This window comes from Mucilaginibacter lutimaris, from assembly GCF_042676625.1.
In the GTDB taxonomy this organism is placed as follows: Bacteria; Bacteroidota; Bacteroidia; order Sphingobacteriales; family Sphingobacteriaceae; genus Mucilaginibacter; species Mucilaginibacter lutimaris.
In genome coordinates, this window is sequence record NZ_JBHTIA010000003.1 from 167,317 (window position 1) to 194,280 (window position 26,964).

The 26,964-nt window shown below is 43.1% G+C and carries 25 protein-coding genes; 22 read left to right on the forward strand and 3 right to left on the reverse strand.

Going from position 1 to position 26,964, the window contains the following annotated elements; all coding sequences use genetic code 11:
- Positions 1 to 17: 17 nt before the first annotated feature.
- From ACFQZI_RS01490 to ACFQZI_RS01575, 18 genes are all read left to right on the forward strand, one after another.
- On the forward strand, positions 18 to 3,101 hold the full coding sequence (locus tag ACFQZI_RS01490; protein ID WP_377137653.1) for a TAT-variant-translocated molybdopterin oxidoreductase: 3,084 nt from the start codon (positions 18 to 20) through the stop codon (positions 3,099 to 3,101).
- A 27-nt stretch (positions 3,102 to 3,128) separates the two neighbouring features.
- Positions 3,129 to 4,601, forward strand: coding sequence for an NrfD/PsrC family molybdoenzyme membrane anchor subunit (nrfD, locus tag ACFQZI_RS01495; protein WP_377137655.1), 1,473 nt, complete (start codon positions 3,129 to 3,131; stop codon positions 4,599 to 4,601).
- Between the two features lie 2 nt (positions 4,602 to 4,603).
- Positions 4,604 to 5,140 carry a DUF3341 domain-containing protein gene (locus tag ACFQZI_RS01500; protein ID WP_377137657.1) on the forward strand — a complete coding sequence of 179 codons (537 nt, stop codon included), beginning with the start codon at positions 4,604 to 4,606 and terminating at the stop codon, positions 5,138 to 5,140.
- A complete protein-coding gene (locus tag ACFQZI_RS01505) occupies positions 5,133 to 5,708 on the forward strand; it encodes a c-type cytochrome (RefSeq protein WP_377137659.1) in 576 nt (191 codons plus the stop codon). Before ACFQZI_RS01500 ends, ACFQZI_RS01505 begins: the two co-directional genes overlap by 8 nt.
- A 12-nt stretch (positions 5,709 to 5,720) precedes the next feature.
- Positions 5,721 to 6,977 carry a quinol:cytochrome C oxidoreductase gene (locus ACFQZI_RS01510; RefSeq protein WP_377137661.1) on the forward strand — a complete coding sequence of 419 codons (1,257 nt, stop codon included), beginning with the start codon at positions 5,721 to 5,723 and terminating at the stop codon, positions 6,975 to 6,977.
- A gap of 48 nt (positions 6,978 to 7,025) precedes the next feature.
- The gene (locus ACFQZI_RS01515) at positions 7,026 to 8,225 is read left to right on the forward strand and encodes a cytochrome c oxidase subunit II (RefSeq protein WP_377137663.1); all 1,200 of its coding nucleotides are present in this window, start codon (positions 7,026 to 7,028) and stop codon (positions 8,223 to 8,225) included.
- Between the two features lie 19 nt (positions 8,226 to 8,244).
- On the forward strand, positions 8,245 to 10,131 hold the full coding sequence (locus tag ACFQZI_RS01520) for a cytochrome c oxidase subunit I (RefSeq protein ID WP_377137665.1): 1,887 nt from the start codon (positions 8,245 to 8,247) through the stop codon (positions 10,129 to 10,131).
- 111 nt (positions 10,132 to 10,242) lie between these two features.
- A complete protein-coding gene (locus ACFQZI_RS01525; protein ID WP_377137667.1) occupies positions 10,243 to 11,304 on the forward strand; it encodes a COX15/CtaA family protein in 1,062 nt (353 codons plus the stop codon).
- Positions 11,301 to 12,191, forward strand: coding sequence for a heme o synthase (gene cyoE, locus ACFQZI_RS01530; RefSeq protein ID WP_377137669.1), 891 nt, complete (start codon positions 11,301 to 11,303; stop codon positions 12,189 to 12,191). Before ACFQZI_RS01525 ends, cyoE begins: the two co-directional genes overlap by 4 nt.
- A complete protein-coding gene (locus tag ACFQZI_RS01535) occupies positions 12,191 to 12,763 on the forward strand; it encodes a cytochrome c oxidase subunit 3 (RefSeq protein ID WP_377137671.1) in 573 nt (190 codons plus the stop codon). The genes cyoE and ACFQZI_RS01535 overlap by 1 nt, the downstream gene beginning before the upstream one ends.
- 9 nt (positions 12,764 to 12,772) lie before the next feature.
- Positions 12,773 to 13,486: a cytochrome c oxidase subunit 3 gene (locus tag ACFQZI_RS01540; protein ID WP_377137673.1), complete on the forward strand. Its 714-nt coding sequence runs from the start codon at positions 12,773 to 12,775 to the stop codon at positions 13,484 to 13,486.
- Between the two features lie 19 nt (positions 13,487 to 13,505).
- Positions 13,506 to 13,862, forward strand: a complete 357-nt coding sequence (locus tag ACFQZI_RS01545; RefSeq protein ID WP_377137675.1) for a cytochrome C oxidase subunit IV family protein — start codon at positions 13,506 to 13,508, stop codon at positions 13,860 to 13,862.
- A 17-nt stretch (positions 13,863 to 13,879) separates the two neighbouring features.
- Positions 13,880 to 14,560 carry an SCO family protein gene (locus ACFQZI_RS01550; RefSeq protein ID WP_377137677.1) on the forward strand — a complete coding sequence of 227 codons (681 nt, stop codon included), beginning with the start codon at positions 13,880 to 13,882 and terminating at the stop codon, positions 14,558 to 14,560.
- A 106-nt stretch (positions 14,561 to 14,666) separates the two neighbouring features.
- A complete protein-coding gene (locus ACFQZI_RS01555) occupies positions 14,667 to 15,242 on the forward strand; it encodes a DUF420 domain-containing protein (RefSeq protein ID WP_377137679.1) in 576 nt (191 codons plus the stop codon).
- Positions 15,243 to 15,253: 11 nt separating this feature from the next.
- Entirely contained in the window at positions 15,254 to 15,529 is a 276-nt protein-coding gene (locus ACFQZI_RS01560; protein ID WP_377137681.1) for a hypothetical protein, read from the forward strand.
- Between the two features lie 68 nt (positions 15,530 to 15,597).
- The gene (locus ACFQZI_RS01565; protein ID WP_377137683.1) at positions 15,598 to 16,260 is read left to right on the forward strand and encodes a DUF2461 domain-containing protein; all 663 of its coding nucleotides are present in this window, start codon (positions 15,598 to 15,600) and stop codon (positions 16,258 to 16,260) included.
- 21 nt (positions 16,261 to 16,281) lie between these two features.
- Positions 16,282 to 17,109, forward strand: coding sequence for an OmpA/MotB family protein (locus ACFQZI_RS01570; protein WP_377137685.1), 828 nt, complete (start codon positions 16,282 to 16,284; stop codon positions 17,107 to 17,109).
- 133 nt (positions 17,110 to 17,242) lie between these two features.
- Complete coding sequence (locus ACFQZI_RS01575; RefSeq protein WP_377137687.1) at positions 17,243 to 18,073, forward strand: amidohydrolase family protein; 831 nt, start codon at positions 17,243 to 17,245, stop codon at positions 18,071 to 18,073.
- Here ACFQZI_RS01575 and ACFQZI_RS01580 read toward each other — a convergent pair.
- Positions 18,061 to 19,413: an APC family permease gene (locus ACFQZI_RS01580; RefSeq protein WP_377137689.1), complete on the reverse strand. Its 1,353-nt coding sequence runs from the start codon at positions 19,411 to 19,413 to the stop codon at positions 18,061 to 18,063. The two genes, ACFQZI_RS01575 and ACFQZI_RS01580, sit on opposite strands and share 13 nt — an antisense overlap.
- 378 nt (positions 19,414 to 19,791) lie before the next feature.
- Between ACFQZI_RS01580 and ACFQZI_RS01585 the strand changes: the two genes are divergently transcribed.
- Complete coding sequence (locus tag ACFQZI_RS01585) at positions 19,792 to 20,592, forward strand: glycoside hydrolase family 16 protein (protein ID WP_377137691.1); 801 nt, start codon at positions 19,792 to 19,794, stop codon at positions 20,590 to 20,592.
- Positions 20,593 to 20,669: 77 nt separating this feature from the next.
- Here the strand turns inward: ACFQZI_RS01585 and truA are convergent, their stop codons facing one another.
- Together truA and ACFQZI_RS01595 are read right to left on the reverse strand one after the other, a co-directional pair.
- Complete coding sequence (gene truA / locus ACFQZI_RS01590) at positions 20,670 to 21,473, reverse strand: tRNA pseudouridine(38-40) synthase TruA (protein WP_377137693.1); 804 nt, start codon at positions 21,471 to 21,473, stop codon at positions 20,670 to 20,672.
- Positions 21,474 to 21,478: 5 nt separating this feature from the next.
- The gene (locus tag ACFQZI_RS01595) at positions 21,479 to 21,727 is read right to left on the reverse strand and encodes a hypothetical protein (RefSeq protein ID WP_377137695.1); all 249 of its coding nucleotides are present in this window, start codon (positions 21,725 to 21,727) and stop codon (positions 21,479 to 21,481) included.
- Between the two features lie 257 nt (positions 21,728 to 21,984).
- Between ACFQZI_RS01595 and ACFQZI_RS01600 the strand changes: the two genes are divergently transcribed.
- The 3 genes from ACFQZI_RS01600 (at position 21,985) to ACFQZI_RS01610 (ending at position 26,949) form a co-directional block, all read left to right on the forward strand.
- Entirely contained in the window at positions 21,985 to 22,806 is an 822-nt protein-coding gene (locus tag ACFQZI_RS01600; RefSeq protein WP_377137697.1) for an alpha/beta fold hydrolase, read from the forward strand.
- Positions 22,807 to 22,973: 167 nt separating this feature from the next.
- On the forward strand, positions 22,974 to 24,398 hold the full coding sequence (locus ACFQZI_RS01605) for an SGNH/GDSL hydrolase family protein (RefSeq protein WP_377137699.1): 1,425 nt from the start codon (positions 22,974 to 22,976) through the stop codon (positions 24,396 to 24,398).
- Entirely contained in the window at positions 24,379 to 26,949 is a 2,571-nt protein-coding gene (locus ACFQZI_RS01610) for a glycoside hydrolase family 38 C-terminal domain-containing protein (RefSeq protein ID WP_377137701.1), read from the forward strand. Before ACFQZI_RS01605 ends, ACFQZI_RS01610 begins: the two co-directional genes overlap by 20 nt.
- Positions 26,950 to 26,964 lie beyond the last annotated feature (15 nt).

A 26,964-nucleotide genomic window follows, 5' to 3' on the forward strand; every position in this document is an offset into this window, starting at 1 on the left:
AGTTTATATAACTATAAATGGATAGCAATAAAAAATACTGGAAAGGTTTAGAAGAACTGAACAAAACGCCAGAATTTGTTGAGAAAAATAAACACGAATTTGCCGAGCCAATTCCTATTGAAGAGGTTTTAAGCGGAGGTGGCCTTATGGGCAAAACCCCCCGCCGCGACTTTTTAAAGGCATTAGGCTTTGGTGTGGGTGCGGTTACATTAGCGGCTTGCCAAAAAGTACCTGTACACAAATCGATCCCTTACTTAATAAAGCCCGAAGAAATTACACCGGGTGTAGCCAACTACTACTCATCTACTTATGATGGTAGCGCTATATTGGTTAAAACCCGCGAAGGCCGCCCTATTAAGGTTGAAGGTAACCCTAACGATCTTTTATCAAAAGGTGGTTTAAGCGCGCAGGCGCAGGCATCGGTGCTTGAGCTTTACGATACTACCCGTATTAAAGACCCTCAGTTAAACGGTACCGACAGCAGTTGGGCAGAGATCGACGCTTTTGTAAAAAACAAACTTGCAGCAGTTGCGGCAAGTGGTAAAACTATCAGCATCGTATCTTCAACAGTACACAGCCCGTCTACACAGGCCGTAATAGCTGAGTTTATAGCAAAATACCCTACTGCAAAACACGTACAGTACGATGCAGTATCATATACAGGTATTATTAAGGCTAACCAAAACAGTTTTGGTAAGGCGGTATTACCTCACTACAACTTTGATAAGGCTGACGTAATTGTAAGCTTCGGCGCAGATTTCCTTGGAACATGGATTTCGGGCGAAGAGTTTACCCGCCAGTACGTATCAAACCGTAACAATAAATCGCTCGAAGAGAAGAAGATGTCGCGTCACATCCAATTCGAGAGCGGTATGAGCCTTACAGGTACCAATGCCGATGTGCGTATCGCCATCAAACCATCTGAAGAAGGTGTTGCATTGGTTAACCTTTACAATGCCATATCGGGCACAACGTTACCGGGTTCAAGAAAATTAACCACAGCAAACGCAGATAAAGCGATCCTTTTAGTAGCGGCCGAACTTAAAGCAGCAAAAGGCAAAGCGCTTGTCGTTTGTGGTTCAAATGATGTTGCTACACAAGTATTAGTAAATGCTATTAACTCTTTATTAGGCAGCTACGGTACTACAATTGATCTGGATAACCCATCTCGCCAATATGCAGGTAATGATGGCGCTATAGTTGATTTTATCACCCAGGCTAAAGCAGGTACAGTGGGCGCGGCATTATTCCTTGATGCAAACCCGGCTTATGATTATCACAGCGCGGCAGCAGTTGTTGACGCGTTAAAGAATGTAAGCCTTAAAGTTTCATTTAGCGACCATGCAGATGAAACCGCGGCGCTTTGTACCGTTATTGCACCAAACCACCACTACTTAGAGTCGTGGGGTGATGATAGCTCTGTAGAAGGTTACTACACGGTAATGCAGCCGACCATTAACCCGGTTAACAACACCCGCCAGGCCGAGCAAAGCCTTTTGGTATGGGCCGACAGCGCTACTAAAGATTACTACACTTTTGTAAGAAATAATTGGAACAACAACTTATTAGCTAAAGGCGGTTTAAGCGGCCAGGCTGGTTGGGAAACCTTGTTACAAACAGGTTTTGTATTGGCAGCACCCGTTGCAGCCGGTTCATACACCTTTAACTACGACCTTAACGCCGTTGCGCAAACCGTGTTAAACCAAAGCGCTAAACTTGCCGAAGGTAATAAAGTAGAGCTGCAGGTTTACCAGAACACAGCCATGCGCGATGGTAAAAAAGCAAACAACCCATGGTTACAGGAGTTACCGGATCCGGTTTCTAAAGTTACCTGGGACAACTTTGCAGCAATGTCGCCGTCTGATATTAAAAAGATGGGCCTTGAAGAATTTGAGGTTGTTGAAATAACCGCTAATGGTTACACCGTAACATTGCCGGTATTATCACAGCCGGGCCAGGCGCCGGGCACCGTATCGGTAGCTGTTGGTTACGGCCGTACTGCGGCAGGCCTTGTTGGTAACAACGTAGGTAAAAACGCTTATCCTTTCCTTAGCTTTATTAACGGTACGTTCCAAACAAACGCATCGGCAACTGTAAAACCTACAGGCGATGTATTCCCGCTTTCGCAAACACAAACGCACCACTCTTTTGAGGGCCGTAACGTTATCCGCGAAGCAACCTTTACCGAGTACAAGAAAGATGCCCGTGCGGGCAGCGGTAAAGAGGGTGAAGAAGAAAAGATGTTTGACCTTTGGGAGAACACCAACGAAGATCATATCCACGCGCGCCCTGTTTATGACTGGGTGATGGCTATCGACTTAAATGCATGTACAGGTTGCGGCGCTTGCGTTGTTGCTTGTAGTGCAGAAAACAACATACCTGTTGTTGGTAAAGATGAGGTTGGCCGCCGCCGCGAGATGCACTGGATACGTATTGACCGCTACTACAGTTTTGAGAAGAACGGTGAAGCACAGGTTGACAAACGTTCCGGTAAAGTAACCCAGGAAAAAGAAATAGCTAAACTTGAAGATTTTAGCAACGTTACCGTTGTTCACCAGCCAATGCTTTGCCAGCACTGTGACCACGCGCCTTGCGAAACCGTGTGCCCGGTATTAGCTACCGTACACTCAAGCGAAGGTTTAAACCAGATGGCCTACAACCGTTGCGTAGGTACACGTTACTGTGCAAACAACTGCCCGTACAAAGTACGCCGCTTTAACTGGTTTAACTACTGGAACGACTCTCGCTTTGATAACTACCTTAACAACGAGCATACACAATTAGTACTTAACCCTGATGTTACTACACGTTTCCGTGGGGTTATGGAAAAATGCTCGATGTGTGTGCAACGTATACAAGCAGGTAAGTTACAGGCTAAAATAGAAAAACGCCCGCTTAGGGATGGCGAAGTTAAAGTTGCTTGTCAGCAAACTTGTTCTGCAAACGCTATCGTGTTTGGTAACAGGAACGACCCTAACTCTGAAGTTTCAAAAGCTTTGAAGAGCGAGCGTACTTACTACGTACTTGAAGAGCTTAACGTAAAACCGGGTATTGGATACCAGGTAAAAGTTAGAAACACCGGAACTGAATCTTTGGCTTAATTTTTACATCGAGATATATAACAACATATGGCTCATCAGCATGAATCAATAATCAGGGAACCGTTAATGACGGGTAAAGACATCACCTTTGCCAAGATCACTAATGACATATTGTTACCTGTAGAGAATAAACCCAACAAAGCTTGGTGGATAGGTTTTACCTTCTCATCATTAGGGGCATTGTTATGGGTAGTGTCTATCAGCTACACCTTTTGGTTTGGCTTAGGCGCTTGGGGACTTAATAAAACTGTAGGATGGGCCTGGGATATTACCGGTTTCGTATGGTGGGTAGGTATTGGTCACGCGGGGACACTGATCTCGGCGGTACTATTGATTTTCCGTCAAAACTGGCGTAACTCCATTAACCGTTCTGCCGAGGCGATGACCATCTTCGCGGTAATTTGTGCCGCTACTTACATTGTAGCACACATGGGCCGCCCATGGTTAGCATACTTTACCTTACCGCTTCCAAACCAGTACGGCTCACTTTGGGTAAACTGGAACTCGGCGCTGATGATGGACGTGTTCGCGATCTCAACTTATTTCTCGGTTTCATTATTGTTTTGGTACACAGGCTTATTGCCTGATATCGCTTCAATTCGTGACCGCGCAACAGGCTTACGTAAACGCATTTATTCAATACTATCTTTCGGCTGGACAGGTTCATTAAAAACCTGGCAGCGTTTCGAAACCGTATCACTGATACTTGCAGGTATATCCACACCACTGGTACTATCGGTACACACCATTGTATCCTTTGACTTTGCTACATCGTTAGAGCCGGGATGGCACACCACCATCTTCCCTCCATACTTCGTTGCGGGTGCTATCTTCTCGGGCTTCGCGATGGTGCAAACACTATTGCTGGTAACCCGTAAGGTATTAGGTTTAGAGAACTACATCACCATGTTCCACATCGAATCGATGAATAAGATCATCTTATTAACAGGTTCTATTGTGGGTGTGGCTTACATTACCGAGTTTTTCATCGCATGGTACTCTGGTGTTGAATATGAGCAATACGCATTCATTAACAGGGCAACCGGGCCATACTGGTGGGCTTACTGGAGCATGATGAGCTGTAACGTAATTTCGCCACAGCTGTTCTGGTCAAAATACCTGCGTACCAATATTAAATTCTCATGGTTCCTTTCTATCATCGTGAATATAGGTATGTGGTTCGAGCGTTTCGTAATTATCGTAACCTCGCTGCACCGCGATTATATCCCATCAAGCTGGGCTATGTTCTACCCAACCTGGGTTGACGTAAGCGTGTTCATCGGTTCTATCGGTTTGTTCTTTACCATGTTCCTGTTATTTATAAGGGTATTACCATCAGTAGCTATTGCCGAGGTAAAACTATTGCTTAAAACATCAAGCGAGCAGGCTAAGAAGAGACTTATTGACGAAGGCCACCTTGATGCGGCTGAGGTTCAGTATTACAAAGAATCGTTGGTTAAATACGATAGTGTTGATTTGGCTGATTACGAAAAAGTATAAAAATGAGCAAGACTAAAATGATATTGGGTTTATTTGATGACCCGGATGATATGATGCAGGGCATTGATAACTTGCAGAAGAATAGTATCCCTATCTATGATGTATATACGCCAATGCCTATCCACGGTATTGAGGATAAAATGGGCGTTAAAGATTCGAGATTAGGTTACGCGGCATTTTGCTTTGGCTGCCTTGGCGCTACAGTAATATTCAGCATTATTTACTACACCCTTGTGCACGATTGGCCAATGAACGTAGGTGGTAAACCAAGTTTTGCGATACCAAACTTTGTACCGTTTACCTTTGAGTGGACCATCCTTTTCACCGCGTTTGGTATGACATTCACGTTTTTTGCAGCAACGCATTTATTCCCCGGCCGTGCGCCGCGTGTAATGGACCTGCGTGCAACTGACGACCGTTTTGTTATAGCTATTGATGCTAAAGGAAATGTGCCGCACGAGGATATAACCAATTTATTAAAACAAGCAGGAGCAGTAGAAGTAAAGCATAACGAGAGAAAATATGTTAGCTATGAATAAACTTAGAATATTGGGCACAACGGCTATCGTTATTGCTGCATCGATCGTTATTACATCATGCAAGGATAAGCGTAGTACCGGTTGGGAATATGCTCCCAATATGTACGAGCATAAAGCATTTGAAGCAGATCAGGCTAATCCTAATTTTAAGGATGGCAAAACAGCGCAGGTACCGCCTGCAGGTACTATACCAGTAGGTTTTAAACGCTTTGATTGCCCGAATACCCGCGAGGGCTACGATAAAGCCAGCCTTGAGGTTACCAACCTTATAGCGAATACCCCTAAGAACCTGGCCGATGGTAAAAAACTCTTCACAACCTTTTGTTCGCCATGCCACGGCGTAACCGGGCAGGGTGATGGTTTAGTTGTGCAGCACGGTTATCCGGCGCCGCCATCTTATTCAAAAGGCCAGTCATCACGTGGTGGTGCAATGAAAGATCTTACAGACGGCAAAATATATCATACTATAACTTATGGTGTAAACGCGATGGGTTCTTACGCATCACAGGTTTCGCCGGAAGAGCGCTGGAAGATAGTTATGTATGTACACCATTTACAAACTTTATAAGATTAATTTTTAATGAAGACTCATAATAGTATAGAAGAACGTTTTCAATTCACCGGCACAACCAAAACGTTGAGTTTGGTTGGTATTGTAATTGGTATCATAGCAATTGCATTTGGCTTCATATCTGGTGGTGAACACGTACAACACACTTATAGCAACTTGTTGCTAATGTCTTACTACTTTGTTTGTGTTTGTACAGCAGGTGTGTTCTTTTGCGCTTACCAGTACGCCGCACAAGCAGGCTGGTCGGCATCCCTTATCAGGATACCTCAGGCATTTGCAAAGGTATTGCCCTTAGCAAGCCTTATATTAATAGCCGTTGTTACCTTTGGCTTATTTAACGAGCACGAAGTTGTTGAACACGGTAAAAAAGAAATGGTACCATACCTGTATGCTCACTGGGCTACACATGGTTTAACTACGCCGGGCAGCGAAAACTACGACGCTATTATAGCAGGTAAAGCGCCTTTCTTAACCATCAAATTCTTTTATGCCATGCTTATCATCCTGTTAGGCGCTTACAGCTACTTTGGCTGGGCCTTAACAAAATCTTCGGTTGATGAAGATACTGAAGGCGGCATGCGTAACTACGATAAAAGCTTTAAACTGGCTTGTATCTTCTTAACCATCTTTGGTTTCACCTTCCCCATCTTCGCGTTTGGTGTCATCATGTCGTTAGAAGCACACTGGTTCTCTACCATGTTTGGCTGGTATAACTTAGCAGCAATGCACGTAAGTGGTTTAGCTATTATTGCGCTGATCATGATATACCTGCAAAAGAAGGGTTACATGCAGTGGTTACATGTAGATCATATGCACAGCATAGGTAAACTTATCTTCGGTTTCTCTATCTTCTGGACATATGTATGGTTCGCGCAGTTCTTCCTTACCTGGTATGCTAACATCCCCGAGGAGTCTGTTTATTTTTATAAAAGGTGGGAGCCTGAGTACAAATTCTGGTTCTGGGTTAACATTGTAATGAACTTTTTAGCGCCATTGTTACTTTTAATGTCTCGTGATGCTAAACGTGTTACCAACCGTATGATGTGGACCTGTTTAATATTAGTTGCCGGCCACTGGCTTGATTACTATATAATGATTATGCCGGGCACGGTTGAAAAACCAGGTTTTGGTGTTGAGGAGATAGGTATATTTTTAGGTTTTGCAGGTTTATTTACCTTCTCGGTATTAACTGCTCTAAGCAGGTTTACATCGCTTATACCTAAAAAACATCCGTTCTTGCAAGAGAGTCTGCATCATCACATATAATAATTGTTAAATTTGCAACCGGATACAGCAATTCAAATAACCAATAAAATGGGATTCAAAAATTTATTCAATTCTAAAAAAATACTTTCGCTTTTAGCTGTGTTTATGCTCTTGGGCACCAGCATGCTTTTTGCCCAGGGTACCGAATCAGCCGGCGCTGCCGCTTCTCCTGCTGCAGATGCAGTTAAAGACAACGGCTTAGCTACTGCAGGTTATTACATCCTGCTTTTCGTTGTCGTTTGTTTTGTTGTTGGTATTGTTGGTAAGATACTTCGCGTGTACGACCTAACCCAGCAGATCCAAAATAAGCAGCCTATTAACTGGAACAATGTAATGGGTATTTTATGCCTTGTGTTCCTTGTTGCAGGTGCATACGGAGCTTATTGGGAGTTTAGCGTACATGGCAGCATGATCTTGCCAGGTGCAGCATCAGAACATGGGGTTAAGATAGACCAGATGTTTTGGACAACTACCACATTAACGATGATTGTATTTGTGGTTACACAGATATTGCTGTTTACATTCCTCTTCAAATACCGTTACAATAAAAACCGTCGTGGCCATTTCCTGCCGCATAACAATACTATAGAAAAGGTTTGGACCATTGCACCGGCAATCGTTTTAACTATCCTGGTAATATTTGGTTTCTTTACCTGGCAATCAATTACCGATAATGTTGATGCTAAAGGCGAGCCTGCTTCTATCAATGTTGATATTACCGGCCACCAGTTTGCATGGGAGTTACGTTACCCGGGCAAAGATGCCAAGTTGGGTAAAACGGATTACAGGCTTGTTAGCGGTTCAAATAAATTAGGGATCAATTTTAAAGATAAAGATGCTTACGATGATCTGCAGGCTGATACCATGTACCTACCTGTACGTAAATCTATCAGATTGAACATACATGCTCAGGATGTTATCCATAGTGTGTATATCCCTCACTTCCGTGTACAATTGAACGCGGTACCGGGGTTACCTACCTACTTTAAATTTAAACCAACCATTACTACCGCAGAGATGCGTACCAAACTGGATAAACCAAATTTTGAATACGAGATACTTTGTAACAAAATTTGTGGTGGTGCCCACTATAACATGAAAAAGATTGTACGTGTGGTTACTGAGGCCGAATACCAGGCGTGGTTAAGCCAGCAGAAACCATATTTGACTGACGCGATTAAGAAAGACCTTAAATTTGCCGCAGAGAAAAAAGAAGTACAACCAAACAGGTTAGCGTTAAACAATTAATACAAAAAGATTAGCGAGTATGTCAACATTAGCAGTTCACGATCACGGAGTAGCACATCACGAAGACGATCACGGACACCATAAAGCAACTTTCCTGAATACCTACATATTCAGCCAGGATCACAAAATGATCGCCAAGCAATTCCTTATTACAGGTATGGCTATGGCTTTCATCGCTATGATCCTTTCTATCCTGTTCAGGATCCAATTAGCTTACCCAGAAAAATCATTCCCTTTAATGGAAACATTATTAGGACGTTTTGCACCGGGTGGCCGTTTAGATTCTAACTTTTATCTGGCATTGGTTACCATTCACGGTACCATCATGGTATTCTTTGTATTAACAGCAGGCTTGAGCGGTACCTTCGCCAACTTACTTATACCATTGCAATTAGGTGTACGTGATATGGCATCGCCATTCATGAACATGCTTTCTTACTGGTTCTTCTTTATTGCCAGTGTTATCATGTTATCATCATTCTTCATACAAAAAGGCCCTGCAAGCGGTGGCTGGACGATATATCCGCCATTATCAGCATTGCCTAAAGCCATGCCGGGTTCCGGTTTGGGTATGACGTTGTGGCTCATCAGTATGACCTTGTTCATCGCATCGCAGCTAATGGCCGGTATCAACTACGTAAGTACCATCCTTAACATGCGTACCAAAGGTATGGACCTTTGGAAAATGCCACTGTCAGTTTGGGCGTTATTCCTAACTGCTATCCTGGGCGTATTATCTTTCCCTGTATTAGTTGCAGGTGTTGTACTATTGATATTCGACCGTAGCTTCGGTACAAGTTTCTACTTGTCAGAAATTGTACTGAACAGTTCACAGGTTCAGCCATTCGAGGGTGGTAGCCCTATCCTGTTCCAGCACTTATTCTGGTTCCTGGGTCACCCCGAGGTATATATCGTAATTATGCCTGCGATGGGTATCTCATCAGAGGTAATGTCGGTAAACTCGCGTAAACCTATCTTTGGTTACCACGCGATGGTTTACTCACTAATAGGTATCACCGTACTATCATTCATTGTATGGGGTCACCACATGTTTGTTACGGGTATGAACCCGTTCCTGGGCGGTGTGTTCATGATCACTACATTGATCATCGCGGTACCATCGGCGGTAAAAACATTTAACTGGCTGGCTACATTATGGCGGGGTAACATCCGTTTTACATCGGGTATGTTGTTCGCTATCGGTATGGTGTCATTCTTTATTTCTGGCGGTTTAACAGGTATCTTCCTGGGTAACGCTGCACTGGATATTAACCTGCACGATACTTACTTTGTGGTAGCCCACTTCCACCTGGTAATGGGTTCGGCAGCTATATTTGGTATGCTTGCAGGTGTTTACCACTGGTTCCCTAAAATGTTTGGCCGCATGATGAATGAGCGTTTAGGTTACCTGCACTTTTGGTTAACCTTTATAGGCGCTTACCTGGTATTCTTCCCAATGCACTTTATGGGCCTGGATGGTGTACCACGCCGTTACTACGCGTTCACTGAGTTCGAATCAATGAAACAGTGGTTGTCTGTAAATACATTCGTTACCTGGGCGGCAATCATGTCGGCGGTAGCGCAGTTAGCCTTCCTGTTTAACTTTGTATACTCTATATTCTGGGGTAAGAAAGCGCCTCAAAACCCATGGGAATCAAATACCCTGGAATGGACCACACCTGTTGAGCACCTGCATGGTAACTGGCCGGGCGAAATCCCGACCGTTTACCGTTGGCCATACGATTACAGCAAGCCGGGTGCCGAGCACGACTTTATACCACAGACGGTTCCGCTTTCTGAAACAATGAGTTCTAACCTTCCGCACGACTTTGAGGACAACCCAATAGGTTTGGAGGAGCACACTAAATGGGCATGTACTCAAAAAAGCAACGAAGAAGTAAAATAACTCTTCAATTTGAAGATTAAGCAATTTGAAAATTTGAAAATTAAACGGTTTGAAAACAATTAGTTCTCAAATTTTCAAATCGTCAAATTTTCAAATTGTTTAATTTAAAAGATGAGCATACAGGCACCCGGGAATAAGTTTCTAAAGTTTAACCTCATAACCATAATCCTGCTGTTTTTAGTGATACTGGCAGGTGGCGTAGTGCGTAGCACAGGCTCTGGTATGGGTTGCCCCGATTGGCCAAAATGTTTTGGCAGGTATATACCCCCAACCAGCATATCAGAACTACCGGTTAACTACAAAAAAACTTACGCTGACAAGCGACTGGCCAAAAACCAAAAGTTTGCCAAAATGCTGGATATTTTTGGATATAGCCAGCTGGCAATGCGTATCCGTAATGATAAATCTATTTTGGTGCCAGAGGAATTTAATACCGCCCGCACCTGGACGGAGTATGTTAACCGTTTGATTGGCGCGGCATCGGGTTTATTTTTACTGTTATGCGTTGTATACTCTCTTAAATACAGGAAAACCAACAAGCTTATTGTTTTCCTGAGCATATTTAACGTAATACTTGTAGGTTTCCAGGCCTGGTTAGGGTCTATAGTGGTATCAACCAATTTGGTGGCATGGATAGTTACCGTGCATATGCTTATTGCTTTGGCAATTTTGGCCATTAGTATCACAACATACCACATGGCAAAGGTGCAGGGCCGCTATAAAGTGGAACGCAAACCATTTATAGCCATAGTTACCCTGCTGGTATTAGCTTTGAGCATTTTACAAATAACATTTGGTACCGAGGTGCGGGAAAAAATAGACGCGGTGGCAAGCCATTTAGAAGGTAGCTACCGCGATAGTTGGGTACAGCGCGCCGGCGAGATCTTCGCCCAGCACCGCGATGTAGCCTTAATTGTTTTGGTAATGAACCTCGTTTTATACGCGCTTATCCGAAAAGGCTTTAATAAGCACTCTATACAGCAGCAGTTAATGAGCTTTACCTTTTTAATGATCATGCTGCAAATAGTGACCGGTATACTGTTATCTTATTGGGCTTTACCGCCTTTTGCACAGGCAACACATATTGTTTTGGCAAGTTTATTATTTGGCGCCCAGTTTTATTTATTGTTGAATTTATTTAGTTCGGTTAACGTGCAGGGGGCAGGCAAATGAAATGGAGTGATTTTTCTAAGCTGGTAAAAATGCGGCTAACGCTGTTAGTTGTATTTTCGGCGTCTATTTCATTTATCATAGCGGTAAAGGCAAATGGTGGCAACACATGGGGATCACTTTACAGTACAACCATGTGGATAAACTGGTTAAAGCTGGTAGTTGGAGGCTTTTTGGTTACATCGGCGGCAAACTGCTTTAACGAAGTTATAGAGGTTGACCTTGATAAATTAATGAAGCGCACAATGGACCGCCCAATGGCCGCAGGCAGGATGACCAATGGACAGGGTTTGGTTTTAGGTTTGGGCATGGGTATGGCCGGCACCTATTTATTGGGAAGTTTAAACATCCTTACCGGCTTACTATCGGTATTCTCAATTATACTATACGCGTTTGCCTACACTCCGTTAAAGCGCAAATCGCCAATTGCGGTTTTTGTGGGGGCGATACCGGGCGCTTTACCGGCCTTAATAGGTTATGTAGCAGGACAGCCGCATGGCCGGATAGACGAGATAGCCTTGACATTATTTGCCATACAATTTGTTTGGCAGTTTCCGCACTTTTGGGCAATTGCCTGGGTGCTGGATGATGATTATAAACTGGCAGATTTTAGGCTGCTGCCAACAGGTAAACGGAACCTTACAAGCGCTGTTATTACATTTACAGCCACTGTTATATTACTGCCGGTAAGCCTGCTCCCTTATTTTAACCATAATGGCGGCATTGTTCTTGCCGTAGTTTCGGTAATAATGAGCCTTATTTTTATATACCAGGCCTTTAATTTAATGCGTACGTTAGAGATTAGCAGTGCCCGTAAATTAATGTTCGGCTCTTTTTATTATTTGCCGGTTGTGCAACTAATATTTTTATTTGATTTTATAGGAAAATGATGACCCAGTTACAAGAAGACAGATATAACCTGGCACCCAAAAAATTCAACATGTGGATCTTTATATTCACATCGTTTATGTTTTTTGCGGCGTTAACCAGCGGTTTTATCGTTTACGCGGGCGGTAGCGCGGCACGCGGCCTAAATATTAAATTGCCCGATGCCTTTATGTACAGCACCGGTGTAATTGTATTAAGCAGCATTACCATGTTCTTAGCATCGCGCGCAGCTAAGGCCCTTGATCGTGGTAAGCAGCAGATTTACCTGACTTTAACAATTATTTTAGGCATCGCCTTTTTTATCATCCAGCTATCGGCCTGGTCATACCTGATAAAGAATGGCGTTTACTTTAGCAACCCTAATGCGTCCCAATCTTTTATTTATGTATTTACCGGGATGCATTTACTCCATATTTTTGCCGGCTTACTGCTGTTGGCCCATACGCTTTGGCGTAGTACCCGCAGCATAGAGCAGGTTAAAAATTTATACAGTATGCAGATGTCCTCAATATTTTGGCATTTTGTCGATATTATATGGATTTATCTGTATGTTTTTTTACTTTTGAACCAATAATAAAAACTCATGAGTGTACAAGTATCACCTATTGATGAAGTAAAGACAACGCCGTGGTCTGGTGGCAGATCGCCGTTTAAAGTTGAGTATGGTAAAATGATGATGTGGTTCTTCCTGTTATCAGATGCCTTTACCTTTTCGTCGTTATTAATTGCCTATGGCGCGCTGCGTTTCAGCTCAAACAGCTGGCCTGCTGCCGATCTTATTTTCCAATCTGTACCGGGTACATCTATTAACCACGGCGCACCACTTGTATTTGTGGGTTTAATGACATTCATCCTTATCCTAAGTTCTGTTACCATGGTGTTGGCTGTAGAGGCCGGTCACCGTATGGCTAAAAAAGAAGTAGTTGGATGGATGATAGCCACTATTATTGGTGGTTTTATGTTCCTGGGTTGCCAGGCGCTTGAGTGGAGCCACCTGCACCACGAAGGTTTTTGGTGGGGCAGCATCCCTCACGAATTAGGAGAGTATTTCCGCCATGGCGATGCGCTTTCTACCACGTATACCCAACAGTTTGCAAATTTATTTTTCACTATTACAGGTTTCCACGGTTTCCACGTATTTAGCGGGGTTATCATCAATATCATTATTACCATAAATGTATTGGCCGGTACTTACCAAAAACGCGGCAGCTATTTAATGGTAGAAAAAGTAGGCCTTTACTGGCACTTTGTAGACCTTGTATGGGTATTTGTATTTACATTCTTTTACTTAGTTTAAAAAATTAACTGATAAATATATGTCATCAGAATCAACAGAACTTCACCACGACGACCACGAGCATGGCGAAGGCATGAGCCGCAAAAAAATTGTACAGGTTTTCCTGGTACTTTTAGGTATTACTGTAATTGAGTTTATTATAGCGCTTTGGTTAGTACCTACCGGTAAAGTGCCTTTGCATTGGGCTAACCCCATCTATATAATTTTAACACTTGCAAAAGCATTTTACATTGTAGCTTACTTTATGCACTTAAAGTTCGAGAAGATAGGTTTAGCATTAAGCATCATTGTACCTATATTATTTATTATTGGTTTAATATTGGTGCTTACCAACGAAAGCCACTACTGGGTAGACCTGAGACCGAAAATAGGATAATGCGTAACACTTCTTTCTTGAAAAAAGTATTGATCCTGGTAGCCATATTAGCGCTACCGGGATTTTTATATTATTTACTAACTGCAAAGGGTAAGAACAGGTATAAACCGCTGTCGTTTTTTGGGCCTAAACAGGTGGCTAAAACAGGGCACAAGTTTCATGGTAATTACATACCCGATACCATTTATCATAAGCTAAACAACTTTACACTTACCGATCAGAACGGCAAAGAGGTATCATTAAAAAACTTTGATAAAAAGATTTTTGTGGCCAGTTTTTTTTATACCAACTGCCCAAGTGTTTGTAACGAAGTAAATAAGAACATAAGCGAACTGGTGTATGCTTATCGTAAAAACCCCATGATATATTTTACCAGTATAACGGTTGACCCAACACGCGATACGCCGCAGGCTTTAAAAAAATACGCGGGTAGATTTGAGGAAACCCGGAAATGGTTATTTCTCTCGGGTGACACTTCAACCACTTATAACCTGGCACGCAATGGTTTTTTGGTAAACGCTGTACAAGCCGGTAACGACGATTTTATCTATAGCGATAAACTAATACTAATAGATGCCGAAAAACGCATCCGCGGGTATTACTCAGGCACGTCAGCAGCCGATATCACCAAACTTAACGACGAAATAAAAGTGCTGATAGCAGAAGAGCTGCGTAAGGTTGATAAAGCACTTTATTAGACTTAAGGAATGAGAAATCAGAGACAGGACAGGGATGCTTGCCTCAAACAATTACAATAAAACAGGATCTTGACGCTAATGTCTTGATTCTCGACTCCCAAATAAAATGACCGATAAATTCATATTCCGATTCGTAGCCGGCGTAACCATATTTGTTATTGCCGTAGTAATAGTGTTAAACCGCCATCTTATACCCGGCCCGGCAACTCCACCTGCCTTTACACCTTATTTGCCGTTGCTTAATGCCATATTGAACGGTACATGCAGTGTGTTGCTGTTAACATCATTATACTTTATTAAGCAGGGTAATATAACCGTACACAAAAGGTTAAATATTTTAACGTTCTGCTTGTCGTCGTTATTCCTGGTATCGTACATCCTGTTCCATTACCTGATGCAGCACGACACCATCTATGGCGATCTTAATGGCGATGGTATTTTATCTGGCGATGAGCGCGCAGCCGCAGGAAGTTCACGCACTATCTATTTATCATTATTGATCCCACACATTATATTGGCAGCAGGTGTTTTGCCTTTAATATTGCTAAGCTTTTACCGTGGTTTGCAAATGCAGGTAGTAAAACATAAGAAACTGGTAAGATGGGCGTTTCCTATATGGTTGTTCGTTACATTATCGGGTGTTGTTGTATATTTGATGATCAAACCTTACTACCACTTTTAAAGGTTAAAAACATGAAAAAGTTAAAATATTTATACTTCGTATTAGCTTTTGGTTTAATGGTGATGAGCGTTGTGCCTGCCCGTGCCCAGTGTGCTATGTGTAGCGCCAATGTAGAAACCAACAGCAAAAGCGGCGATAATAAAACCAAGGGCTTAAATAACGGGATTATGTATTTGCTGGCCGCGCCATACCTGGCTGTTGCAGTGGTAGGATATATCTGGTACAAAAAGTATCGCCGTAAAAATGTTGATCTGAACATACATCCGCAAAAGCTTAATTTGAATTAGTTAATTGTTCATGGATCATAGTTCATAGTAGAATTGCTATGTGCTAAAAGTAAAATAGATTTTATTGAATGATAGAGGCTAAAACGCTTGATTTTTTAAAAGAGCTTGTTGATAATAACAACCGCGAGTGGTTTCAGGCTAATAAGGGGCGTTACGACAAGGCACGCGAAAACATGGTTGAGTTTGCCGCGAGTGTGATTGAGAAACTGCACAAAATAGACCCCACCGTTAGCGCCGACCTCGACCCCAAAAAATGCGTGATGCGTATTTACCGCGACATCCGCTTCAGCAAAAACAAAACACCTTACAAAAATAATTTTGGCATTAGTTTACCAACATTAGGTTCTAAGCTGGGTGGGGTAGAATATTACCTGCAGATACAGCCGGGAAAATCATTTATAGCCGGTGGTTACTGGATGCCAGAAGCCGCACATCTGAAAGCTATCCGCCAGGAAATCGATTACAACGCGGCCGACCTGAAAAAGATAATTGACAATAAAAAGTTTGTGAAGCTATTTGGCGATTTCAGGAAACAGGACCAGCTAAAAACCACTCCCAAAGGTTACGATGCCGATAACGAAAACATCGACCTGCTAAAACTAAAGAGTTTTATAGTAGCACACCAATTAAAAGATAAAGAAGTGATGGCTGCAAGTGCGGCACAGGATATTGTGGATATATGCAGTAAATTATACCCGCTGAATGTGTTCCTGAAGAATGCGATTGCTTAGTACCCTTAAACCCTATATAATATGAAACTTAAACATCTGCTTATAATAGCCCTGTTTGCGTCTGCGTTGCAATCATGTGTGGTTATGTCGCCCAAAAAGCATAAGGCCTTGCTGGCCGAGCGCGATTCATTAGCTACCCGCACAGCCACGTTAGAAGAACAAGTATCAAAGCTGATAGCCGATACCTCCCGCATACGCCAGGAACTGGCCACGCTAAAAGGTAATTATAGCGGCCTTAACGATAAGTATAACGCGCTCGACAAAAATTACAACGCGAGTTCATCAAAAGTAACCCAGCTATCTACAGATCTGCAAAAACGCGAAGCGCGCCTTAAGGAGGTAGAAGAAATATTGCGCAAGCGCGATGAAGCTACTAATGCGTTGAAAGATAAGCTGCAAAAAGCCCTGCTGGGTTTTCAGCAAAGCGGCTTAACGGTCGATATCCGCAACGGCAAGGTATATGTATCGTTGACAGATAAGTTGTTATTCCCTTCGGGCAGTATTGTGATTGATGAAAAGGGTAAGCAAGCCCTTAAACAATTGGCCGCGGTGCTTAACAAAGAAGCCGATATTAACATTGCCGTTGAAGGCCATACAGATAACAAGAAGATAAAAAACCTTGGCCAGATAAAAGATAACTGGGACCTTAGCGTGTTGCGTGCCACATCGGTAACCCGTTACCTTACCGAGACCGAAAATATAGATCCTAAACGTTTAACCGCTACAGGTAAAGGCGAGTTTCAACCTATCGATACCGCCAATACACCCGAAGCGCTTTCTAAGAACAGGCGAATTGAAATTGTGCTTACGCCCAAACTGGACGAACTGTATAATTTGATAACCAAATAAGGATCCTATTTCAAACCTTTCTCCAAAGGAGAGGGACAACAAAGTCCTCTCCTTTGGAGAGGATTTAGGTGAGGCTTATTGGGGGATTTTTTTTGCCTTATTATTTCGATATTGGGAGGTATCGATACAAGCCATGTTAAAAATTGATACCCATCAGCATTTTTGGAAATATCACCCTGTAAAAGATGCCTGGATAACTGATGACCTAAAAGTTATTCAGCGCGACCTGCTGCCAAATGATGTAGAACCGATATTACCGGAATACAACATTTCAGGATGTGTAGCTGTGCAGGCCGATCAATCGGAAGCGGAAAATGACTTTTTATTGGGATTGGCCGAAAAGCACAATTTTATAAAAGGTATTGTAGGTTGGGTAGATTTTAACGCGCGAGATATAGAGGAGCGGTTAGCATACTATAGTGATATAAAACTTATAAAAGGTTTCCGCCACATCCTGCAAGCTGAACCTGACGAGCAATATATGCTGAATAAACAATTTATGCATGGCATTAGCCTGCTAAATAAATATAATTGCACTTATGATCTCCTGATAAAGCAAAACCACTTGCCTTACGCTAAAACATTTGTTAAGGCTTTCCCCCAACAGCGGTTTGTGGTAGATCATCTTGCCAAACCAAACATAAAGGCTGGTGATATAAAGGGGTGGGATAAAAATATACAGGCGATCGCAAGCCATCCTAATGTATCCTGCAAAATATCGGGGATGGTAACCGAGGCCGATTGGACCGGTTGGAAAGCCGAGGATTTTATACCTTACCTTGATGTAGTCTTTAACGCATTTGGGCCTAAACGCGTGATGTTTGGCTCCGACTGGCCGGTATGTAACTTAGCTGGCGGTTACGCAGGGGTGATAAAAAGTGTGGAAAGCTATATTAACAGTTTAGCCCAAAACGAGCAGGAATTATTCTGGGGAAAAAACGCCGTAGCTTTTTACGGTTTATAATTAACCGGTTTAAAGGGCCATTCTTTTTTCATATTGGCTTTGATGAGGTAAACCACAGTACCTAAAGCAATAGCGCTTAACCCACCCAATACCATGTGGAAGCCCGTTGATATTAATATGGCCACCCACATCAATATCGCCAAAAAGATAGGTATAGGGAACAAGGGCATTTTATAGGGGAAGTTGGTCTCACTTTTTTTTCGGCGCAGCAGGTATAAGCCTAAAGCCTGCGATATAAACTGGATGAGTATCCGCATTGCCAATATAGCGCTGATCACGTCACTCAGTTTAAACAACAAGCTAAAAACGAATGCCACCCCGCCCAGGAACAGCAACGATACATATGGGAAATTACCGGTGGGGTGCAACTTTGCAAACACCTTAAAAAATGCGCCGTCGGCAGCTGCCGCGTAGGGGATACGGCTATAGCCCAGTGTAGCCGAAAACACCGAAGAGAACGCGACCAATAGTATCAAGCAGGTAACAATTTTTGCCGAAGTATCGCCGGATAATTGCTCCATAAATTCGCTTACAACAAACTTACTGTCTTTAGCGTGTTGCCAGGGTATCACACTTACAACGCTTACATTCATGAGCATATAAAGTATGGCAATACCCGCTATTGAAATAAACATACTCTTTGGTATGTTTTTGGAAGGGTTAACAATTTCGCCACCTAAATGGCAAACGTTATAGTAGCCTAAATAGCTGTAAACGCTTTTTACACTGGCAAAGCCAATCCCTGCCACAAAGGCGTAGTTTACCGTTAAACTATCATTAATGTGTTTAATGGGGGATAAGAAATTGCCATGTGCCAAACCTCCGGCTATTATCCACACCATGGTAAGCAAAACGCCTACCCAAAGCATCACGCTTATTTTACCTATCGATTCTATTTTGCGGTACAACAATGCTACAATGCATATTACTACACCGCCGCTCATCATCTTAGCTTCAATGTTATTTAGCGGGAAGAGGTACGAAAAATAAGACGCGAAACCAATGGCCGCCGAAGCAATAACCAGCGGGGCCTGTATCATGGTTTGCCACACAAATAAAAAACTCATGAGCTTGCCCGGGCCATTTTTGCCATAGGTTTCTTTCAGGAAATTGTATGATCCTCCCGCCATGGGGAATGCAGCGCCCAGCTCGCTCCAAACCATGGCATCAATAAAGGAGAGGAGTGCGCCGGCAAGCCAGGCATATAAAAAATATGGCCCGTTCATCATGCTGATAACCATTGGCAATGTTATAAACGGGCCTATGCCAACCATATCGGTCATATTTATCGCGGTGGCTTGTGCAAGGCCAAGGCGGCGTACCAGTGAGTTTTCAGCCATGCGTGTTTATCTACGCGGATAATTCAGTTAATAATACAAAAGTACTCTTAAGCATCAAGGTGCAAAATTTATTGGGTCAGTTATTTGTAAGGAGTTTTAAGCGCGTACATACAAAGGTGTATACGTTACACTTATTAAACAATTGGGATAAGTATTTAGACATTAAAAAATAATTTAAAAACTATTGGTAAAAGCATCTGCATTGCTGCACTTGTTAGAAAAAGTATTAAATATAAGTTAATCAATATAATATTGTTTGCCTTGCAAAGCAATGTATTAAACTTATAAATAACGCAAAGTGCCGGTGTAAACGATATTGGTTTGCATGTTCTGATTTTTTTGCATTTGAATTTTTCACCCTTTAAATCATTCATAACCATGAAAAAAATCTATTGCATTGTATTTGCAGCGCTATTTGCGGCGGCATGTACCAAAGAAAAAACGGCGACTATTGCACCGCAAAGCGCAAAAGCCCCCGAGAGCACCGCTTCTGTAACACAGGGCAGCCAACGCGACCAGGCCACCATTTCCTGGAGCGGGTACACCTGGAATGTTAAAGCACCAACCGGAACGCAGGGGCCCGGCCCCAACTACTGGAGTGGTAACAACGTTTGGGTTGATGCCAACGGGTGGCTGCACTTAAGGGTTTCTAAAAACCCGTCAAACAACCATTGGGAGTGTGCCGAAATTTCAAGCACCACCAACTTTGGGTATGGTACTTACCAATGGCAAATTGACGGACCAATTGCCAACCTCGATAAGAATATTGTTTTAGGCTTGTTTGATTACTCGGGCATTGATGGCCGCGACGAGATAGATATTGAGTTTGCAAGATGGGGAAACTCGGCATGGCCAAACTTAAACTACACCATTTTCCCTAAAGTGGGCGATGCGCCTGCACCGGCAAGTTACTCGCAGGAGTTTTCTCTACCGGGGGGCACATACAGCACCCATCGCTTTAAACGCACGGCAACCAGCGTAGTGTTTAAAAGCTTGTATGGTTTCCAGAATGGTGATACCAACCTGTTCCTCACCAAAACATTCAACAGCCCCGGCACATCTATCAGCAATAAAAGCATGCCGGTATTGCTAAACCTATGGTGCTACAATGGCCTTGCCCCATCAAACGGACAAAGCGTAGAAGTAGTGATACATAGTTTTACCTTCACAGCAAACTAACATCATAAATCTCTTGATTAAAATGCCGCCCGCTAAACAATAGGCGGCATTTTAATTATAGTGATGTTTCAATTTAATTATGGTCTGTTCTGCATTGAATAATCGGCAAGTATATGCGTAAATTTGCTGCGAGCCGGTATATTTAGGTATGGATATGTAACCTTGCTAAGGTATAAGCCTTGCGGGTAGGCCGGTTTAATAACCTGTGGAAGTTGAGGGTCTATCAGGTAAGATTCAAATTCATCAACACTTAATTTGCCGCTGCCAATATCAATAAGCTTACCGGTAATAATGCGCACCATTTTACCCAGGAAACGGTTTGCTGATATGCGGAAGCGCAGCCTGTCGCCGGCATCGTTTATAAAAAACCCTGCTTCGCTTATTTCACAAAGGTTGTGCAGGTTCCTGTCGGGCATTTTACAAAAAGCACGGTAATCGTTATAATTTAAAAGCAGTTTCGCGGCGCGGCCCATACTGTCAACATCCCAGTTATCTACGATATACATCGAACTAAACCGACTTAAGAAGGGATCCTTATACGAGTGGATAAAATAATCGTAACTGCGGGAGGTGGCGCCAAAACGGGCGTGATGCTTATCATCAACCGGGATAATGTCGAAAACTGCAATATCGTCTGGCAAAACATTATTTAAGCGGAACACGAGGTCAAAGTCCCAGGGCTCATTAATGTCCAGGTGAAAAAAGAACTGACTAGCATGCACATGGGCGTCGGTACGTCCGCATCCTACTATATGAATTGGCCGTTTAAAAATACGGCTTAAAGCCTGCTCAAGAATTTGTTGTACGCCAATACCATTGGGCGTAATTTGCCACCCGCTGTAATTTGTGCCGTGATAACCGATGTGAAAAAAATAGCGCAAAGGTATCAATCGGTTATTTCGTTGGCCCCAGTTTCTGCCTCATTAGCTTTATCCGGCTTAGGCAGGTTAGCCTTAAGCATCACCCGGCCCTTTTTAGTAAGCGTACACGCCGGCGAACGTTTGGTTTCTTCGCCTTTGCCAATTTCTATAAGGTTATATTTTTTGAGGTCTTGCAGGTCGGGCTTGGCTATGTTTATGGCCATGCCTTTTTCGGCAATAACCTTTAGGGCTGCAACCACTTCTTCGTGCTTCATAAGTATTAATTATAGCCACAAAGATAGCAATAAGAAATGCCATCTTTTTAAGCACAACATTGAGATGGCAGATTAAGCGATATTGTCAATTAATATTATTTTTTGAGCAATTGTAGGTAATTAAAATATGGTTGTTGGTGTTTGTATAGTATATTTATGTGTCCAAAGTACACTTGGATAATTAGCCAAATGAAAAAAGAATTGCCCTTAGGGCTTTGGACATTTATCTACATCAATCACCTTAAAAAAATTTAAAAATGAGCACGATCAAAGTAAAAGACGGAACCGAAATTTATTACAAGGATTGGGGAACAGGGCAACCTATCGTTTTCCATCATGGCTGGCCACTATCCGGTGATGATTGGGACGGCCAGATGATGTTTTTCCTGGAGCAAGGATACCGCGTAATAGCCCATGACCGCCGCGGTCACGGCCGGTCGAGCCAAACAGCAGTAGGGAATGATATGGAGACCTACGCGGCTGATGTAGCCGAACTAACAGCGGCACTTGATTTAAAAGATGCCATACATGTTGGCCACTCTACCGGCGGCGGCGAAGTGATCCGTTACGTTGCCAAATATGGTAAAGGGCGTGTTGCAAAAGCTGTTCTAATAAGCGCTGTTACGCCAACCATGGCCAAAAGCGACAGTAACCCTGATGGTATACCAATGGAAATTTTTGATGAGATACGCCAGGGGACGGCTTATAACAGGCCGCAATACTTCCAGGATTTTACAATGCCATTTTATGGCTTTAACCGCGAAGGCGCCAAGGTATCGCAAGGGGTGAGGGATAATTGGTGGCGACAGGGAATGATGGGCGGTATTAAAGCGCATTATGATTGTGTAAAGGCTTTTTCGGAAACAGATTTTACTGAAGATCTTAAAAGTGTTGACGTACCGGTTCTTATTTTACATGGCGAAGACGACCAGATTGTTCCGTATGAACTTACCGCTCTAAAAGCGGCGAAACTGGTTAAGAATGGTAAACTTATAACCTACCCTGGTTTCCCTCACGGCATGCCAACAACCGAGGCGGCTACTATTAATAAAGATCTGTTAGCATTTATAAAGAGCTAAAGAGGATCAAACCAACTTAGTTACATAAAACGCCTTGAATTAATTTTCAAGGCGTTTTTGTTTTTTAGGGTATAGCAGATAGTATAATTTTTCAATTTTGCTAAATTGATTTAGTTAATTACAAAAGCTTTATATACTTTTACAACTTGTCGCTAAAACGATTTTAAATGTCCAACTATATATTCAGGCTACTTGCTGTAATTCTTTGCTTTGCACAATCATTTCTTGTTCATGCGCAGCAGGTAAAGCCATTTAAGGCGGGGGATAAAGTGGCCTTTGTAGGTAACAGTATTACTGATGGCGGCCATTACCATTCTTACATATGGTTGTATTATATGACTCGCATGCCTTATACACGGGTAGATTTTATTAACGCCGGCATAGGCGGCGATGTTGCCAGACAAATTGATGAACGCTTGCAGGAGGATGTATTTGATAAGCACCCAACAGTGGTAACGTTAACCTTCGGCATGAATGACACGGGGTACCAATGGCTTACCGGCGCTAAGGCCGATTCAAATTACAAGATAAAAGTGGCTGCATCCTACAATAGCTTTTTAGAGATACAGAAACACTTGAAGGCACACCCCGGCGTGCGTAATATCATGATAGGCTCGTCGCCCTATGATGGTACTGCTAAAATTAAGCCGGGCATTATTTTCAATAAAAATGAGGCTATGCAGCGCATTGTAAGTTTTCAAAAAGATGCGGCTAAGGCAAACGCATGGGAGTTTGTAGATTTTAGCAAACCTATGATAACCATAAACGAGCAGCAACAACTGCACGATTCTACCTTTTCGATGCAAAGTTTCGACAGGATCCACCCAACCGTAGATGGCCACATGGTAATGGCCTACTTATTTTTAAAGGCACAAGGCTTTGCAAATAAAAAAGTTGCCGCTGTTAATATCAACCTCGAAAAAAATGCAGCTGTAAAAAGCGAGAATTGTGTAATAACAAACTTGGTATCTACCAAAAATGAGGTGAGCTATACTTATAAAGCAAACGCTTTGCCTTACCCTATAGACACTATTGTACAAAATATTGGTAAACAGGGGCGCTCACAAGCAGATGGGCTAAAACTGGTCCCTTTTCAGCAGGAATTTAACCAGGAGATATTACAGGTACAAAACCTGCCGGGGAACAATTATGCCGTAAAGATCGACGGAAAGCTAATAGGAACCTGGCCAGCCAGCCAGCTGCAAAAAGGTGTTAACCTGGCCGAGGTAAAAACCACCCCGCAATACCAGCAAGCCCTTGCCGTAATGCACTTAAATGAAGAGCGCTGGGCAATAGAACGCCGCCTGCGCGAGTATTGGTGGCTGCATTATTCGATATTAAAACCACATGGCTTGCTGCATAATGATGGCGAGGCAACTATAGATTCGGTACAGCGCTACGCTCAAAAAGATTTTTTTGTAGGTGCCGTGCTCAATACATATTACAAGGCTCGCTTTAAAACCGTGCGTAATGCATGGCAAAAAGAAATGGACCTGCTCACCAATCAAATTTACCTTATAAACCGCCCGGTGGCCCGCAAAGTAGAGATACTGGCGGCTAACACAAACCAGCATGTACTCACTCAAAAATAAGATCGTAAAATTTATTGCAACAGCCGCCGGGGCATTATTTATCGGCAACAATGCGTTGGCTCAAACGGCATATTATATTGATGGTTATCATGGCGGGATCTGGGGCCATTACCCCGATTGGAACACCCGCTTCATGGCCGACCTGCTCAAGAGCAAACCTAAATGGAAAATAAACATTGAGCTGGAACCCGAAACCTGGGCGAGGGCACGGGCGGTAGACCCGGCTGCATATGCCGATTTTAAGGCATTGTTTGCAGATCAATCCGTTAATGGGCGTATCGAGTATGTAAACCCAGCTTATGCGCAAAGCTATAATTATAACATATCCGGCGAGAGCATTATCCGGCAGTTTAGTTACGGTATAGGCCTGGTAAAACAACATTTTCCAACGGCTGTGTTTAGCACTTACTCCTCAGAAGAACCTTGTTTTACAAGCGCATTACCGCAGATCTTAAAATCGTTCGGGTTTAAATACGCGTCATTAAAAAACCCTAATACCTGCTGGGGCGGCTATACCCGCGGTCACCGTGGCGAACTGGTAAACTGGATAGGGCCCGATGGCAGCGCCATTATCACATCTCCCCGATATGAGGGCGAGGATTTTGCGCAAAAATCTACATGGCAAACGATAGCCTGGAATAATTCGCCCCAATACGTTAATGCCGCCTTTGCAGCCGGTATGCAGCACCCGGTTGGGATGACCCTGCAGGATGCCGGGTGGAAGAACGGCCCATTTATAGGCAAGGGTGTAAAAAACGGTATAACCAGCATTTACACCACATGGCGCAATTACTTTGGCAACATAGCAAAAAACGACGCGCGCCAGGACTGGAAGCTATCGCAGGAAGACATACAGGTAAGCCTGGTTTGGGGTTCGCAGGTTATGCAGCAAATAGCCCGGGAAGTACGGGTGTCTGAAAATAAATTGGCCCAAGCCGAAAAAATGGCGGCCATGGCCCGGTTATATGCAGGGTATATGTGGCCGCAGGCCCAGCTCGATTCGGCATGGCGCACATTGATGCTGTCTCAACACCACGATTGCTGGATAGTACCCTACAATGGAAAAAAAGGCGATACATGGGCAGATAAAGTAACGAATTGGACAGCCAGCACCAATGCCATTTGCGATAGCATAATTAGCGGGGCGGTTAGCGCCATAAACAAAAGCGGCGATGGCAAATATATTACCGTTTACAACACTACGGGGGTGGCCCGTAACGAAACGGTTTCTGTTAACATCCCCGCTGGCGGCAAACAGTACGTGGTTTTTAATAATAAAGGCATTCCCGTGCCGGCACAGTTAAATGGCGATAAAACTAAAATCCTTTTTAATGCGCAGGTGCCACCTATGGGATATGCTGTTTACAGCATAAAAGAACAGGCACCGGCAACAGCAAAAGGGGCAGCAATTGCCTTAGTAGACGGAAAGTATGTGCTCGAAACCGATCTGTATAAAATAATTATCGACCCTGCACGGGGGGGAGCTGTAAAGAGCATTGTAGCCAAAGCCTTAAATAACAAAGAATTTGTAGATCAGAATAACGCGCGTGCCTTTAACGAACTTAGGGGTAATTTTTACAACGAAGGCGGGTTCAAATCTACTACTGACAATCCGGCAAAAGTCGAGATCTTGGAGCAAGGCCCGCTGCAAATAAAACTCGCTATAAAGGGTACTATTAATGGCAGCGATTGTACCCAATTACTTACCGTAGCACAGGGGCAGCCACGTATTGAGCTCAGGATAACTATTAACTGGAAGGGCAACCCTGGTATAGGTCAGCCAACCTTGCCAAACACCTACAGGCTCGATAATCCTAAAAAGGCCTTTTACAACGACCGCGAAAAATTGCTGGCTTATTTCCCGCTTAGCCTCGCGCAGCAAAAAGTTTACAAGAATGCCCCATTTGATGTTACAGAAAGCAAGTTGAAGAATACCTTTTTTACCCGTTGGGACAGCATTAAAAACAATGTTATTTTAAACTGGGTAGACGTTACCGATAGAGATAATAAATACGGCATGGCCTTATTTACCGATCATACCACCAGTTATGCGCATGGCGAGGATTTTCCTTTGGGGCTAAACATCCAATACTCGGGCATGGGCTTATGGAACCGCGACCATACTATTACCGGCCCAACAACCATTAATTATGCACTGGTACCGCATGCAGGTAAATGGGACAAGGCCGCTATTCAACAGCAAAGTACCAATTGGAATGAGCCGCTACTGGTATCAACAAATTCGTCTGCTCCAGAATTAGCTGTCAGGTCGTTAATTACAGTACCCACCGGATATGAAATCTCTGCCCTAAATTTTGACGGCAAGGATTTGATCGTGCGCCTGTTTAATGTAGGTGTTGATAATAAAAACAGCACGGTTACTATTAATTGCCAGGCTGATAAAGTTGTTTTATGTGAGTTGGATGGCAGGGTTAAACAAGCGCTTGCTGCTTCCGAAACAAAAAATGGCGGTACGAGAGTAAATGTAACTATGCCAAAATTTGGCTTCCGTACCATCCGTTTAGTTAATGCACGCGGTTTAAAGCAATAGCGTAGTTTATAAAAA

Excerpts from the sequence above, each read along its gene's own strand:
- ACFQZI_RS01555 (WP_377137679.1), top strand. The coding sequence starts at position 14,667 with ATGACCGATAAATTCATATTCCGATTCGTAGCCGGCGTAACCATATTT.
- ACFQZI_RS01490 (WP_377137653.1), top strand. The coding sequence starts at position 18 with ATGGATAGCAATAAAAAATACTGGAAAGGTTTAGAAGAACTGAACAAA.
- ACFQZI_RS01585 (WP_377137691.1), top strand. The coding sequence starts at position 19,792 with ATGAAAAAAATCTATTGCATTGTATTTGCAGCGCTATTTGCGGCGGCA.
- ACFQZI_RS01540 (WP_377137673.1), top strand. The coding sequence starts at position 12,773 with ATGAGTGTACAAGTATCACCTATTGATGAAGTAAAGACAACGCCGTGG.
- nrfD (WP_377137655.1), top strand. The coding sequence starts at position 3,129 with ATGGCTCATCAGCATGAATCAATAATCAGGGAACCGTTAATGACGGGT.
- cyoE (WP_377137669.1), top strand. The coding sequence starts at position 11,301 with ATGAAATGGAGTGATTTTTCTAAGCTGGTAAAAATGCGGCTAACGCTG.
- ACFQZI_RS01565 (WP_377137683.1), top strand. The coding sequence starts at position 15,598 with ATGATAGAGGCTAAAACGCTTGATTTTTTAAAAGAGCTTGTTGATAAT.
- ACFQZI_RS01610 (WP_377137701.1), top strand. The coding sequence starts at position 24,379 with ATGTACTCACTCAAAAATAAGATCGTAAAATTTATTGCAACAGCCGCC.
- ACFQZI_RS01510 (WP_377137661.1), top strand. The coding sequence starts at position 5,721 with ATGAAGACTCATAATAGTATAGAAGAACGTTTTCAATTCACCGGCACA.
- ACFQZI_RS01500 (WP_377137657.1), top strand. The coding sequence starts at position 4,604 with ATGAGCAAGACTAAAATGATATTGGGTTTATTTGATGACCCGGATGAT.
- ACFQZI_RS01580 (WP_377137689.1), bottom strand. The coding sequence starts at position 19,413 with ATGGCTGAAAACTCACTGGTACGCCGCCTTGGCCTTGCACAAGCCACC.
- ACFQZI_RS01535 (WP_377137671.1), top strand. The coding sequence starts at position 12,191 with ATGACCCAGTTACAAGAAGACAGATATAACCTGGCACCCAAAAAATTC.
- ACFQZI_RS01570 (WP_377137685.1), top strand. The coding sequence starts at position 16,282 with ATGAAACTTAAACATCTGCTTATAATAGCCCTGTTTGCGTCTGCGTTG.
- ACFQZI_RS01505 (WP_377137659.1), top strand. The coding sequence starts at position 5,133 with ATGAATAAACTTAGAATATTGGGCACAACGGCTATCGTTATTGCTGCA.
- ACFQZI_RS01560 (WP_377137681.1), top strand. The coding sequence starts at position 15,254 with ATGAAAAAGTTAAAATATTTATACTTCGTATTAGCTTTTGGTTTAATG.
- ACFQZI_RS01520 (WP_377137665.1), top strand. The coding sequence starts at position 8,245 with ATGTCAACATTAGCAGTTCACGATCACGGAGTAGCACATCACGAAGAC.
- ACFQZI_RS01600 (WP_377137697.1), top strand. The coding sequence starts at position 21,985 with ATGAGCACGATCAAAGTAAAAGACGGAACCGAAATTTATTACAAGGAT.
- ACFQZI_RS01525 (WP_377137667.1), top strand. The coding sequence starts at position 10,243 with ATGAGCATACAGGCACCCGGGAATAAGTTTCTAAAGTTTAACCTCATA.
- ACFQZI_RS01575 (WP_377137687.1), top strand. The coding sequence starts at position 17,243 with ATGTTAAAAATTGATACCCATCAGCATTTTTGGAAATATCACCCTGTA.
- ACFQZI_RS01595 (WP_377137695.1), bottom strand. The coding sequence starts at position 21,727 with ATGAAGCACGAAGAAGTGGTTGCAGCCCTAAAGGTTATTGCCGAAAAA.
- ACFQZI_RS01515 (WP_377137663.1), top strand. The coding sequence starts at position 7,026 with ATGGGATTCAAAAATTTATTCAATTCTAAAAAAATACTTTCGCTTTTA.
- ACFQZI_RS01605 (WP_377137699.1), top strand. The coding sequence starts at position 22,974 with ATGTCCAACTATATATTCAGGCTACTTGCTGTAATTCTTTGCTTTGCA.
- ACFQZI_RS01545 (WP_377137675.1), top strand. The coding sequence starts at position 13,506 with ATGTCATCAGAATCAACAGAACTTCACCACGACGACCACGAGCATGGC.